Source organism: Rhizobium arsenicireducens (assembly GCF_964021225.1).
This window is the reverse complement of record NZ_CAXHYK020000001.1, coordinates 3,368,093-3,381,732: the sequence shown is the minus strand read 5'-3', so window position 1 is coordinate 3,381,732 and position 13,640 is coordinate 3,368,093. Positions and strand designations below refer to the sequence as shown.

Annotated in this window: 12 protein-coding genes; 3 read left to right on the top strand and 9 right to left on the bottom strand. The window is 62.5% G+C overall.

Features of this window, described 5'->3' with window-relative positions:
* Positions 1–24: 24 nt before the first annotated feature.
* From ACWPVA_RS16760 to ACWPVA_RS16740, 5 genes are all read right to left on the bottom strand, one after another.
* Positions 25–951: an ABC transporter permease gene (locus ACWPVA_RS16760; RefSeq protein WP_454288759.1), complete on the bottom strand. Its 927-nt coding sequence runs from the start codon at positions 949–951 to the stop codon at positions 25–27.
* A gap of 10 nt (positions 952–961) precedes the next feature.
* Positions 962–1,948 carry an ABC transporter ATP-binding protein gene (locus ACWPVA_RS16755; protein WP_454288758.1) on the bottom strand — a complete coding sequence of 329 codons (987 nt, stop codon included), beginning with the start codon at positions 1,946–1,948 and terminating at the stop codon, positions 962–964.
* Positions 1,949–2,947, bottom strand: a complete 999-nt coding sequence (locus ACWPVA_RS16750) for an ABC transporter ATP-binding protein (RefSeq protein ID WP_454288757.1) — start codon at positions 2,945–2,947, stop codon at positions 1,949–1,951.
* 109 nt (positions 2,948–3,056) lie between these two features.
* A complete protein-coding gene (locus tag ACWPVA_RS16745; protein WP_454288756.1) occupies positions 3,057–4,691 on the bottom strand; it encodes an ABC transporter substrate-binding protein in 1,635 nt (544 codons plus the stop codon).
* 136 nt (positions 4,692–4,827) lie between these two features.
* Positions 4,828–5,550, bottom strand: a complete 723-nt coding sequence (locus tag ACWPVA_RS16740) for an HAD family hydrolase (RefSeq protein ID WP_454288755.1) — start codon at positions 5,548–5,550, stop codon at positions 4,828–4,830.
* Positions 5,551–5,729: 179 nt separating this feature from the next.
* On the opposite strand from ACWPVA_RS16740, the gene ACWPVA_RS16735 reads away from it, so the two are divergent.
* The 3 genes from ACWPVA_RS16735 (at position 5,730) to ACWPVA_RS16725 (ending at position 10,083) form a co-directional block, all read left to right on the top strand.
* The gene (locus ACWPVA_RS16735; protein ID WP_454288754.1) at positions 5,730–6,674 is read left to right on the top strand and encodes a sugar-binding transcriptional regulator; all 945 of its coding nucleotides are present in this window, start codon (positions 5,730–5,732) and stop codon (positions 6,672–6,674) included.
* A 341-nt stretch (positions 6,675–7,015) separates the two neighbouring features.
* Positions 7,016–7,648: a hypothetical protein gene (locus ACWPVA_RS16730; protein WP_454288753.1), complete on the top strand. Its 633-nt coding sequence runs from the start codon at positions 7,016–7,018 to the stop codon at positions 7,646–7,648.
* Positions 7,649–7,791: 143 nt separating this feature from the next.
* Positions 7,792–10,083 carry a Lon protease family protein gene (locus ACWPVA_RS16725; protein WP_454288752.1) on the top strand — a complete coding sequence of 764 codons (2,292 nt, stop codon included), beginning with the start codon at positions 7,792–7,794 and terminating at the stop codon, positions 10,081–10,083.
* A 54-nt stretch (positions 10,084–10,137) separates the two neighbouring features.
* On the opposite strand, the gene ACWPVA_RS16720 is transcribed toward ACWPVA_RS16725, so the two are convergent.
* The 4 genes from ACWPVA_RS16720 to ACWPVA_RS16705 are packed head-to-tail and all read right to left on the bottom strand — an operon-like array spanning position 10,138 to position 13,615.
* Positions 10,138–10,665 carry an NADPH-dependent FMN reductase gene (locus tag ACWPVA_RS16720; RefSeq protein WP_454288751.1) on the bottom strand — a complete coding sequence of 176 codons (528 nt, stop codon included), beginning with the start codon at positions 10,663–10,665 and terminating at the stop codon, positions 10,138–10,140.
* Between the two features lie 9 nt (positions 10,666–10,674).
* On the bottom strand, positions 10,675–11,991 hold the full coding sequence (locus ACWPVA_RS16715) for a TRAP transporter large permease (RefSeq protein WP_454288750.1): 1,317 nt from the start codon (positions 11,989–11,991) through the stop codon (positions 10,675–10,677).
* Complete coding sequence (locus ACWPVA_RS16710) at positions 11,988–12,539, bottom strand: TRAP transporter small permease subunit (RefSeq protein WP_454288749.1); 552 nt, start codon at positions 12,537–12,539, stop codon at positions 11,988–11,990. Before ACWPVA_RS16710 ends, ACWPVA_RS16715 begins: the two co-directional genes overlap by 4 nt.
* On the bottom strand, positions 12,536–13,615 hold the full coding sequence (locus tag ACWPVA_RS16705; RefSeq protein ID WP_454288748.1) for a C4-dicarboxylate TRAP transporter substrate-binding protein: 1,080 nt from the start codon (positions 13,613–13,615) through the stop codon (positions 12,536–12,538). Before ACWPVA_RS16705 ends, ACWPVA_RS16710 begins: the two co-directional genes overlap by 4 nt.
* Between the last annotated feature and the right edge of the window lie 25 nt (positions 13,616–13,640).

Genomic DNA, 13,640 nt, shown 5'->3' with positions numbered 1-13,640 from the left:
TCTGTCGAGTTCATGACGTCCTCCTCAATGGGCGGTTTGGGCGCGAAGGCGCGGGTCGAGCCAGCCGTAGAGCAGGTCGACGATGAGGTTGGAGATCACCATGGTCGCGGCGATCATCAACAGGATGCACTGGACGACCGCGAGATCGCGGTTGGCGACGGACACCACCAGCAGGCGGCCGATGCCGGGCCAGGAGAAGATCGATTCCACCACGACCGCGCCGGCGATCAGCGAGCCGACCATGAAGCCGACGATGGTGACGATCGGCACGGCGGCATTCGGCAGCGCATGTTGCCAGACGACATCCGGCCATTTCAGCCCTTTGGCGGACGCGGTGCGGATATAGGGCTGGCCCATCACCTCGATCATGGCGCTGCGCGAGAAACGCGCGAGGATGCCGATCCCGCCAATGCTCATGGTGAGCGTCGGAAGCAGGCCGTGCATCCAGGTGTCCTGTCCGCCGGAGGGAAGGAGACCGAGGCTCACCGAAAAGATCAGCACCAGAAGCAGACCCATGACGAAGGACGGAATGGTGAAGCCGAGGATGGAGAGCATGATCACGCCGCGGTCGATGATGCTCTGGCGGTGAAGTGCGGCATAGACGCCGGCCGGAATGCCGATCAGCAGTTTCAGAACGAGCGCCGGAATCGTCAGCTGCAGCGTGGCGGGAATGCGTTCCAGCACCAGCTGCAGGGCGGACGCCTTGTCGCGCATCGAAACGCCGAAATCGCCGCTGAAGATCGACCTGATGTAGGCGAGGTACTGGATCCACAGCGGCTGGTCGAGGCCCCAGGCCTTGCGGAAGGCATCGACCGCGTCCTGCGGCACGTCGGGGCCGAGCATGACCTGGGCGGGATCGCCGGACATGCGCAGCACGACGAAGGCGAAGGTGACGACGGCCAGGATGGTGATGAAGGCGCGCAGCAGGCGGGTGAAGACGAAGCGGATCATGGTCGTCTCCTTACGCGGCGAGCGGCGCGTCGGCGCCTTCGACCAGATGGCAGGCGGCGGTTCGCTGGACGCCGATGGTGCGTAGCGCCGGCACGGTGGTGCGGCAGATGTCGGCCGCCAGCGGACAGCGCGGATGGAAGGCGCAGCCGGACGGCCGGTTGGCCGGGTTCGGCGGCTCGCCCTGCAGGATCGTCCGACCGATGAGCGGCTTGCCCGGAACCGGCACGCTGGAGACGAGCGCCTGGGTATAGGGATGCTTGGGCGCGGCGAAGATCACGTCGGAAGAGGCCTCCTCGACGATCCGGCCGAGATACATGACGGCGACGCGGTCGGCGATGTTGCGCACCACTTTGAGGTCATGGCTGATGAACACCATGGCAATGCCGTTGTCTTCCTGCAGGTCGCGCAGCATGTTGACCACCTGCGCCTGGATCGAGACGTCGAGCGCCGAGACGGGCTCATCGCAGACCAGCAGCTTGGGGCGCGTGGCCAGCGCCCGGGCGATGACGGCCCGCTGGCGCTGCCCGCCGGACAGTTCGTGCGGATAGCGGTCGGCCTGGTCTTGGCGTAGCCCGACGGCGGCCATAAGCGCCTCGACGTGGGCCGGGCGTTCGTCCTTCGGCAGAAGGTCGTGGATGTCCAGCGGTTCGCCGATCTGGGCGGCGATGGTGAGGCGCCGGTCGAGTGCCGCCAGCGGGTCCTGGTAGACGAGCTGCATCTTCGCCCTGAGCGCGCGCCACTCGGCGGTGCCGAATTCCGGCATGGACTTGCCCTCGAAGGTCACCCTTCCGGACTGTGCCGGGTCGATGCCGAGCAGCATGCGTCCCAGCGTCGACTTGCCGGAGCCGGACTCGCCGACGATGCCGAGCGCCTCGCCCGGCATGACGTTCAGGGAAACGCCGTCGACGGCGCGAACGGGGATCGGCTTGCCGAACAGGCCGCGTCGCAACTGGTAGACGCGGGTGAGGCCCTCGGCCTTGATGAGGGGAGCAGTCACTTATGCGCCTTCCAGGATCTTCGTCTTGACGGGGTGCGGGCGGGCAGCCGGGACCGGGCTGAAGCAGGCGAGCCGGCGGCCGTCCTCCATCGGTTCCAGCATCGGCCGCTGGTCGGCGCAGCCGTCTGTGGCGCGCGTGCAGCGCGGCGCAAAGGCGCAGCCGGCCGACAGGTGCTTCGGGTTGGGCACGGTGCCGGGAATGGGGATCAGCCGATTGCGTGGGCCGTCGATGCGCGGGATCGCGTCGAACAGGCCGCGGGTATAGGGATGGCGCGGCTCGGAGAACAATTGCTCGATCGAACCCTGCTCGACGATCCGCCCGGCATACATGACGCAGACGCGCTCGCAGACCTGGGAAACGGCGCCGAGGTCATGGCTGATGAACACAGTCGCCATGCCGGTTTCGGCGCGAAGGGCGATCAGCAGGTCGAGGATCTGCGCCTGGATCGTCGCATCGAGCGCCGTGGTCGGTTCGTCGGCGATCAGGAGATCCGGCTGTCCGGCAAGCGCCATGGCGATCATCAGCCGTTGACACTGGCCGCCGGAGAATTCGTGGGAATAGAGATCGAAGCGCCGCCGGGCATCGGGAATGCCCACGAGGTCTATCAGCCGCAGCGCCTCGGCCTTGGCGGCGGCCCCATGGAGCCCGCGATGGAGGGTGAGGGCCTCGGTGATCTGCCGGCCGATGCGCAGTACCGGATTGAGCGAACTCGACGGATCCTGGAAGATCATCGCGACGCGTCCGCCGCGCACGCTTTCCAGCGCCTGGCGCGGGGCGCCGCAGACCTCGTGCCCCTCGACGCGAACCGAACCGGTGACACGGGCCTTGCCCGGCAGCAGGCCGAGCGCCGCAAGCCAGGTCACCGACTTGCCGCAGCCGGACTCGCCGACCAGGCCCAGCGCCTCGCCGGGCTTCACGTCGAGATCGATGCCGTGCAGGACCTGAACGCCGTCGAAGGCGACTTTCAGATTGCGAAGTTCCACGAGATTGGGGCTCATTGCGGTCACCTTCTTCAAGGCCTGATGCGGCAAGGCCCTTGGCCCGCCGCTGCGGTTGCTGGAAGGGCAAATCCGGCGGCGCCTGCGCCGCCGGATCGAGCTGGAGCGATCACATCGTCCAGTTGTTGGAACGGAAGTCCATGGCGAAGGCGGGGGCCGCCTTCCACTTGAGCGAGGACTTCATGCCGGTGAACACGGCGTTCTGGTGCAGGACCTGGTAGGCCGGGTCTTCGCGCTCGCAGATTTCCAGCATGCGGGCATAGGCCTTCTTGCGCAGCGCGCGGTCGGTCGAGGTCTCGAGCACGACGGCCAGCTCGTTCATCTCGGCGTTGGTCCAGTCCTTCTTCTGCTGCATCTCGCCGTTCGGGCCGAACTGCGTGACCATCGGGGTCACCGGGTCGTTGATGTTGGCGGAAGCCGACCAGTCGCGCACGCCCTTGACGCCTTCCGGATCGTGGATCTGAGCCCAGTTTTCCTTCATCTGGATCTCGACGTTGAGACCGACCTGCTTCCACATCTCGACCATGACCTGACCATTGGCGGTCTGGTTGGTGTAGTAGTTGTTGAGCAGGCGGAAGGGGATGGCGTCGCCCTTGTAGCCGGCCTGCTTCAAGAGGTCCTGGGCGAGCTGCGGATTGTATTCCGGCGCGGCCCAGCCATCGATGAACATGTTGGTCGTCTTGAAGATGTCGAACTGCAGGCCCGGCGGCACCACGGTCTGGCCGCCCCACAGGGCATCGACGATCGCCTGGCGATCGATCGCATGGGTCATGGCGCGACGCACCAGCGGGTTGGCGAGGATTTCGTTCTGGGTGTTGAACACCGAAACGCGGTGGTTGAGGATGGTAGAGCCCTGGACCTCGAAGCCCGAGGCGGCCTGAACCGTGGCGATCTGGTCCGGCGGCAGGTCGCAGGCGAAGTCGTATTCGCCCGACAGCAGGCCGTTGACGCGCGAGGCGACTTCCGGAACCTCGACGAAGCGGATTTCCTCGAGCGGCGGGCGGCCGCCCCAGTATTCGTCGAAGGCAACCAGCGTCAGCGAGACGTCCGGCTTGTATTCGCCGACCATGTAGGGGCCGGTGGTGATCGGCTTGCGGGCCCAGTCGGTATAGGAAGCGGCTTCGTCCCAGGCGCGGCGGTTGGTGATCTGCGAACCGAAAGCATAGAGGCGGCCTTCGAGCGTCACGTCCGGCGTCGCGTTGTGGAAGCGCACGGTGTACTTGTCGACGGCTTCGACGCCGGCGAGCGCCGGCCACAGGCGGCGGCCGATGCCGGGAACGGCTGCCGGCAGTTCCTTGACGGTGGTCGGCTTGTTGTCGGATTCATAGATCGTCTTGCCGCCCTTCGGCTCGGTATTGCCGAACAGGCGTTCCTTGGAGAAGGAGAAGACGACGTCTTCGGCCGTCAGTTCGTCGCCATTGTGGAACTTGACGCCCTGGCGCAATTTCAGCTCGAGCGTCTTGTCGTCGATGCGCTTCCACTCGGTGGCAAGGCCGGCAACCGGACCCTGATTGCCCATCCAGTCGCGGTTGATCAGGCCTTCCCAGAAGTTCGGGAAGAAGACGCGTTCGCCGACGTTGGACTGTTCGTTCCAGATGTCGAGCGTGTTGTTGTTGGTGATCTTCTGCACGGCGATCGTCACCGAGGGGCGCTTGCCCTGGGCGAAGGTCATGCGCGGCAGGATGAGGCTGCCGGCGGTCGCGCCGAACAGTCCAAGGGTGTGACGGCGGGTGATGGGAAGCATCGGAATACTCCTTTTCGCAAGAGAGAGACAGCCGGGGAAGCGGAAGCGGTTTCTTGCGCTTGCCGGGTGTCGGTTTGTTAATGGCCCCATGAATTTTTAGTGATATTTCCGCCGCGGAGACCGCGACGGACAACGGTCAGGCAGTCACCGTGCGCGCTGCTGGTTCGCGAGCCGGCACGCGACAAGTTGATGTGGAAAGAAGCGTGTCGAACGCGCCCGCAAGTTCATCGGCTCCAATCGCGATCAATGACGCACCGGCACCGGCCAACACAGACTGCCGGTCGGCGCGCGGATCGGCCGGGTCGATGAAGCCGATCGCCCGCATTCCGGCGGCGACTGCGCCGGCGATGCCATGCGGACTGTCGTCGACCACGATGCAGTGGGTTGGGTCGACGCCGAAACGGTTTGCACAGAGCAGGAAGAGATCCGGTGCGGGCTTCGGTCGCGCGACCATCTCGGCGCTGAAAATATGGCCCCCGAAGGCATTCCAGAGATCGAAGAGGCCAAGACTGTTCTTCAAGCGCTCGAGGGTGCTGTTGGAAGCGACACATTTGCGATGCGGCAGGGAGCGGATGAGCTGCGGCATGCCGGGCATGGGCGAAAGCGAGCGGGCGAATTCGCCATAGAGATCGGACCGGGTCTCGGCAAAGACCGCGGTCACGTCGTCCAGGCCGAATTCTTCCCGGCAGATGCGCATGGCATCGGTCTCGGAATAGCCAGTAAAGCGACGGTGCACTTCGTCCGGGGTGATCTCCACCCCGGCATTTCTCAAAGCGCGGCAGAACACGCGGCTCGATGCAGGTTCGCTGTCGATCAGCACGCCATCGCAATCGAAGATAAGCAGTTCCGTCGTGGTCAAGGCGCGGTCCGTTCCTGTTGCGGCGGAGGCAGGGTGAACGTTGGGTCCAGTTCTCGCCTTCGCATGGCTTGCTGGCCGGCCGGCTTTCGGAAACAATTGTCTTCACGCCCGCGGTCATCTATGCGGTGTGTCTACGTTACATATGTTACGCGCATGTGACATTTGATCGGAGAGGGAATTTGGAAAACCAGCAATTGATGGTGCGGGCTTCGTGGCTCTATCATGTCGAGGGCTTGACCCAGGCGCAGATCGGCGAACGGATGAACCTCACCCGCCGGCGAATCAACGAGTTGCTGGCCGCCGCCCTCGAGCAGGGCGTCGTCCGGATCAGTTTCAGCTCACCGCTTGCCGAGAATGTCGAGCTGGAGGCGCGGCTTTGCGAACACTTCGGGCTTCAAGATGCCGTGGTGGCGCCGACGCCTGCGGATCCGTCACGCATGCATGCGGTGATAGGCCGGGCGTCGGCTGTATTTCTCGACCGGCTCATCCAGGTCCGCAAACCGAGGTCGATCGGTGTCGGCTGGGGCGCCACGCTGCATGAAACGGTCAAGCAGATGACGGGTGCAAACGAACCCGAGATGCGCGTGCGTTCGTTGATGGGCGGGCTGACGCGCGGTTCCGAGATCAATACGTTCGAAATCGTCAGAAGCTTTGCCAAGGTATTGAACGCCAAGTGCCACTATTTCGCGGCACCCATCTATGCCGGCAGCGAAGAGGCCCATGCAGTGATCATGGCCCAGCCGGTCTTTCAGGAATTCCTGCGTGAAGGTTCCAATGTCGACCTATCCTTCTTGAGCGTCGGCGATGTGACTGGCCGCTCGCTACAGGTACGCTATGGTTTGCCGCAACAGACCGATATCAGCGAACTCGTTGCGATGGGTGCTGTCGGCGACCTTCTCGGGCGCTATCTCGATGCTGAAGGAAGCCCGGTCCATCACCCCCTCAACCGTCAGGTCATTTCGCCGGATCTTATCGCCTATCGCGGCATTCCGACCCGTATCCTTGCATCCGGTGGGCCGCACAAGCGTGCAATCCTGCTTGCAGCGCTGCGGGCGTCACTTGCAACTGCGATTGTCACCGATGCCGAAAGCGCAAGGTTTCTCCTAAAGGGCCCAGGCGCCTGACGTGAGCGACGCCTCGCTGACGAGGCAGAGAGCCCACCGTAGCGCGTCAGCCAGGGCAGGCGAGAACAGCGAGCTGATCGTGGGATCTGACACCGGTCGGGCCAATGCCTCGTCGGCGAGGTCTGCGAGAACTCGGAAGATATAGCGGTCAGGCGAGCTGATGCACTGCGTCCCGCTTGGTTTTTCCCATGATGGTGACCTTTCTTCACTTCTTAGCGAATAGGCCTCCCCAGATCTCCTGTCTATTCAGACTGGAGGTAGGCGATCACGGCATCTGAGATCATCTGCTTGTGGCGATTGTAGAGTTCTGGCTCGCGGGTCGCGCCGGAAGCCGGCACTGGATGCCGCCTTCCGATTGGGTCGCCCGGAAGACGCCAACGTTGAGTTGCTCATACGTCGCCCGTTGTGACCCCGGCGAGCAGTACAGCGCCGAACACCTGGCCAACAGCGCGTCCTTCGGCCTAGTCGTCAGCCCTGAGGGCGGCGTGCTGATGGACCCGGACGGCTGCGAGCGAGGCGTTGGCCGCATCACCATTTTTACCCCCAGCAGATCGTTTCGGTCCAGCTGCCATTCTTTTCGTACGGCAACCCGGTGTCGCTGGCGACCGCCGGCAATTGAAAAGATTGTCGGCTGGCAAGCTGCTCGGCCTTTCTGCACAAGTCTAAAACAGCGTTTCTTTCTTTCGCGCCGAAACGGCGATATCTCAGCTAAGGTTGAAACTGCGCGGCATTGTGATTTGAATGGTGTGGACAAAAAATTGATCAACAGAAAATTGGAAGAGCATGCCTGCAATCTCATTGGAGTTCGTCTTCGCGCATCCGTACTGGCAATCCGGCTCAGGCTTGCTTTCTCGGCGCTATTTCATCGGACCGGGCGCATCCAGCGGAGCTTGGGATTTCATTTTCTTGGCGGCGCGGTGATGACAAGACGTTTGCACGGCACAATAGCCCTTGCTGGCGCGGTGCAGCCATGAGCGCCACATCTCTGTCGGCGGACCAGCTGCGCGCCGTTTGCGATCCGGCTTCCCTGTCGTTTGACACCACCGCCACGCTCGAGCCATTGGAGGTATTGATCGGGCAAGACCGTGCAGTCGAGGCGATCCGTCTGGCCGCCCAGATGGAGCACCACCGCTTCAATCTCTATGTCCACGGGCCGGAAGGCAGCGGTCGCCACTCCGCGGTGCTGAAAATCCTCAACGAGGAAGCAGCGGGGCGGCCGGTGCCCTCGGACTGGGTTTACGTCCAGAATTTCGGCGATCCTGACCGCCCGCTTGCCATCGAAGTGCCGCGCGGCATGGCGCCCAAGATGCGTGCAGCCATGATCTCGCTGGTTGAAGATCTGGCGATCCACATTCCGTCCCTTTTGGTGTCAGAAGACTACCAGAATCGCCGCAGGGCGCTGGAGCAGGAATACGGCGCTCGCCACGAATCCGCCTTCGAAATCCTGCGCAAAGCAGCCGAAACGCGCAATGTGGCGATCCTGCGCACTCCGATGGGGTTTTCACTCGCGGCCATGCACGGGGACGAGATCCTCAAAGCCGACGCGATGGAACGCTTATCCCAAGGCGAACGCCAGAAGGTCGATGAAGATGTCGCGGCGACAGAGCAGGAGCTGGAGGATTTTCTGCTGGCCCTGCCAGAACTCGAACGCGAACAACGCAGTGCTATCGGCCAGCTGAACGAGGAAATGGCAAAGCTCGCGGTGGACGCCGCGCTCTCGCGGGCTATTCACGATTTTGTTGGCATACCGGCATTGGCTGCCTATTTCGAGGCGCTACGGGCTGACCTAATCGCCCACGCGGATCTGTTCTTGTCGCTGGAACACGGCAAGGCCGATGACCCATTTCCCGCCCAACTTGTGGCCTTGCGCGACGATCCGCGCTTTCACCGCTATTCTGTCAATGTGATGATTACCCATGGCGAGGACATCGCTGGCGCGCCGGTGGTCGTTGAGACCTTGCCCACTTTGGCCAATCTGACCGGAGAGATCGATTACATTCCGTTGCAGGGTGCCTTGGTTACCGATTTCACGCAGATCAAACCGGGGGCTTTGCATCGCGCGAATGGCGGTTTTCTGGTCCTCGACGCGCGACGCGTGCTGAGCGAACCCTATGCCTGGGATGCGCTGAAACGCTGCCTCGAGACCAGGGCGGTGCATCTCATCACCGCCGCCGAACGATCGGGCCTGATTGCCACGACCAAGCTCGAACCCCAACCTATCCCGCTTAGGGTGCGCGTCGTGCTGGTGGGCGATCGGCTGCTCCATCTGCTGCTCTCTGAACTCGATCCGGATTTTGCGCAGTACTTTCGCGTCGCCGCCGAATTTGGCGAGGATATGGCTCGCGGCCCGGAATCAGTAGCCCTGTTTGCACGGCTCGCGGCAACCGTGGTGGCGCGCGAGGGCCTGCGACCCGTGGCGCGAGACGGGGTGGCCGCTCTTGTCGATGCCGCGACCCGCGCCGCCGAAGACCAGGAAAAGCTGTCGCTGCGGATGGGCGAGATCTGGGACATCTTGTTCGAAGCCGATCATTTGGCCGGAAAGGATCATGCAGCCTCGGTGACCGCGGACCATGTCGCGCGGGCCATTGCTGCCGCTGATCGCCGCCGTGGGCTGACCCGTGACCGGCTGCAAGAGGCGATTGTCCGGGGCATAATCCAGATATCCACGCAGGGCAGCGTGATCGGCCAGGTGAACGGCCTGACCATCAGCGCTCTCGGCGAGGAGTGCTTTGGCGCACCGGTCCGCATCACCGCCCGTGTGCGCATGGGCACTGGACGTGTCGTCGATATCGAACGCGAGGTGCGGCTGGGTGGACCGATCCACTCCAAGGCTGTGCTGATCCTGTCGAGCTTCCTGGCAACGCGCTATGTTCCGGATACCCCGCTTTCACTTTGGGCGAGCCTCGTATTCGAGCAAAGTTACAGTGGCGTCGAGGGTGATAGCGCCTCGCTCGCCGAACTCTGCGCGCTTTTGTCGGCGCTGGCAGAAGTGCCGCTCTCGCAATCCTTTGCAGTCACCGGATCGGTGAATCAGATGGGTGAGGTACAGGCAGTTGGCGGCATCAATGAAAAGATCGAGGGGTTCTTCGACGTCTGCCAGGCCGTAGGACTGACCGGGCGGCAGGGCGTGATCATCCCACATTCGAACCAGTCCAGCCTGATGCTGCGGCCAGATGTCGTTGAAGCGGTCGCGGCGGGGCGTTTTCAGATCCATACAGTCACAAATATCGACGATGCGATCGAACAGTTGACTGGCCTGCCAGCCGGCAAACGAATGCTGAATGGCGAGTTTCAGGAAGGCTCGGTCAACGCCAATATCGAGGTGAGGCTTCTGGAGTTTGCCGACACCCGCAGCTCGATGCTGCAATTGCGATTGCCCGAGGGGCTGGGAGGCGCCGAGGATGCATGAGGGTTGAATTGCTTTGAGTTTCGTGGACACCCTCGGCTCACGTTGATACAAGAACTATCTGCCAGGGACCTTGAAGCTGTCTTGGATTGCCTGCGTTGCGAACTTCAGGATGCTCTCATCATCAAAGTGTTGTTCCCTGACATAGCCTTGTGATCTCGGTACGACTACCTCCATGGTGGGGGGAACCTCGGCTAACATTCCGTTGAGTATGTATTTGAGGTGAGCCTGGGCCCGCACCCCACCCAACGCTCCATTGGAGACCGAGATTACCATGCAACGCTTGCCCTTGAATGGAGAAGCATAGGCAGGACGAGAAACCCAATCGATGGCATTCTTCAGCACGCCGGGAATGGAATAGTTGTATTCCGGGGTCACGAAGATGAGGCCTGATGCCATCTCGATCTCGGCGCGCAGACGCGCCACAGCAGCGCCGCCGTCGTGATCGGCATTGTAGAGGGGAATGTCGCCAATCACCGCCTGTGTCAGGGTAATGTCAGGCCCAAGCCGCTCTTTCAGGGTAAGCAGCAGAGCTGTGGACGAGGAGGCGGCGCGCAGGCTGCCGGAAATGCCGAGAAGTTGCATGGATGGACCTCAGAGGCGTGCAAGGAAGGTTGCGATGCCGGGGAATGCGATGATCAGTGCCAGGCAGGCGATCATGGCGGCGATGAAAGGCAATGCACCCCGGAAGATGTCGGCGAGCCCTACCGACGGATCGTTCAGAGCTGCCTTGATGGTGAAAACCGACAGGCCGAAGGGCGGCGTCAACAGCCCGATTTCCACCGCGACCACAGTCAGAACCCCGAACCAGATCAGGTCGAAACCGGCGGCTTCGGCTACGGGCAGGGCGATCGGCAGCACGATCAGCATGATCGAGATGGAATTGATCAGGCAGCCGAGCGCGATGACCAGCAAGAGATAAAGGACGAGGAAGCCGAGCGGGCCGATGGGCCCCGACAACAGCGCGTCAGCGACTGCAGCCGGAAGGCCGGACATGGCCAGCATGCGCGAGAAGAATGTGGCCGCCAGGATCAGGAATAACACAGAGACGGTGATTTGCCCGGTTTCGACCAGGAGTCGCCAGAACGAGCGGGCGGATAGCGTGCGGCGCGACAGTGCGATTGCCAGAGCGCCGAGCGCTCCGACAGCACCGGCCTCGGTGGGATTGAGGAACCCCCCATAAAGACCGCCGAGTACGAGTGAGACCAGGATCAGGATCGGTACCGCTTTGCCGGCCATCTGCGGAACCGTATAGAGTGTCGCGTCCGATTTCGTCATATCAGGCATGTCGAATATGAAGCCCGGCCTAAAGCGCGCAAGAAGGGCGATCGTCAGCGTGAAGACCAGCGCCAGCACGATGCCAGGACCAATTCCGGCCAGAAACATCCGTCCGACGGATTCCTCAGCCTGCACGGCGTAGACAATCATCAGTAGCGAGGGTGGGATCAGCATGCCGAGCACTGAGCTGCCGGCAACAACGCCGGTCGAAAACGACTTGCTGTAACCATGACGGCGCATTTCCGGCACTGCGATACGGGCAAATACCGAGGCTGAGGCGACGGAGATACCTGTGATGGCTGCGAACACAGCGTTGGCGAAGACGGTAGCGACCCCAAGACCGGCCTTCACCCGCCGCAGCAACTGCTGGAAAACATCAAACGTATCCTTGCCTACTCCAGAGACGGTCACCAGAAGACCCATCAGGATGAACAGCGGGACAACCGCATAGAGATATTCGCGCAAAGCATCATTGCCCACAGAACCGGCCATGCGTAAGGCCACCCCGCTGCCCCGGATGCTTACCACGCCAAAGAATGACACGACGAGCATGCCGACAGCGATGGGCATGCCCATGACGATCAGGAGGACCAGACCCGCGACCGCCAAAACTCCGATTTCGACGCCGGTCATTCTACGGGCTCCCCCTCGTTTTTTTCCGTTCCTGTTGCAGCCTGCAACAAGGCCTGGATGCAGGCGACCGTCATGGCGGCGAGTATGATGGCCCGGAAGGGCCAGACCGGCACTGTCGCTACGCCGGTCACGCCAATGAAGGCACCGGCCGACAGATCCTTGCTGAGAATGCCGAGGGTCGACCAGGCAATGACGCCGAGCGACAGCGCGGTGACGAGATCGAACACGCCTCGGATGATGCGACCCGGCAAGGGCAGCGCCTTGTCGAGCGCGATCAGCAGGAAATCCGAGCGAGGCATGCGATCATGCCGCAGGGTGGTGGCGAGCTGGAGATAGACGATCATCACCAGCAGCAAAGCACCGAATTCCGAGACCAGCGGCAGCGAGGCTCCCATCAGATTGCGCGCCACCACGTCGGCGCAGATCACTGCCATCAGCACGCCGATCAGCACGGTGCCAAGTGCCGCCATCCCATCCACGAGAAAGCTCCAGCCGTGGAGAACCCCCCGCCTTGCGGCGGAGGGAGCACCCATTTTCGTCGCGCTCACTTGGTTTCATCCCAGGCACGGGCCGGCCTTTCGCCGCGCGAGCGCAGACCGTCCATATAGGACTTGAGGAAAGCCTTGGCCGGCAGGCCTTTCGCCTCGGCAGCCGAGGCCCATTCGCCTGCGAGATCTGGCATCTGGTCGACCCAGCGCTGGCGCTCTTCGGCGGCAAGCGGCGTGAGAGTAACCGGCGGCGACTGCGTGGCTCCGAGTTCGACGATCTTCTTCAGCGCTACCTCATGGCGCTGCATCAGGTCCTCGGCATGGGCCTTGGAGTAAAAGTCGCCAGCGGCTAGAAGCGCCGTCTGCACTTCCTCCGGCAATCCGTCCCAGGTGTCCTTGTTGATGGCAAGGCCGCCGGAGAACACAACGCCGAGGTCGACGCGGGTGACATAGGGCGCGACTTCGTAAAGCTTGGCGGGAAGGGCGCCGAGCGCAAGTGAGACGACACCATCCGATACACCGGTCTGGATGTCGGTGTAGAAGGTGGTGAGGGCACCATCCACGGCATTGGCATTCGTGCCGCGCAGCCATGTGCCGAGTGCTCCGGGAGCCGACAGCTTCATGCCGGCAAGATCCTCCAGCTTGGCGACCGGCTTTTTGGTGAAAAGATCGTAGCTGTCGGAGCCGGTGGCGCCGAGGAAGACAAGATTATATTGCTCCCATTCCGTCCTGAATTCAGGCACCGATTTGAACAGGTCGCGTATCGTGTCGAGTTGGGCCGGCACGTTGTTGGTGGAAAATGGCGTATAGGCGGTGATCTGGCTCAGCGGCATCTTGGCGGCCTCCAGATAGGAGAAGACCCAGCCGATGTCGGTGATACCTTCCTCGACTGAAGTGAGCGTGGCATTGGCTTTGTACAGCGTGCCGCCGAAGGCCTCCTGCCATTCGACCTTGTAGGCGCCCTTTTCGGCCAGCAGGCGGTCGGTTTCCTTCATGAAATGGGTCTGGATCATACCGATCCATGGAATGGCTGTCGGATGCGACGAAGCGACGGTCAGCTTCACCGTTTCCTGTGCGTAGGCGCCGATGGGCAGCGCGAGCGCGCCGGTTGTCAGAAGTGTTGCGATCAATCTCATGTCTCTCTCCCTCACATGCGATTTG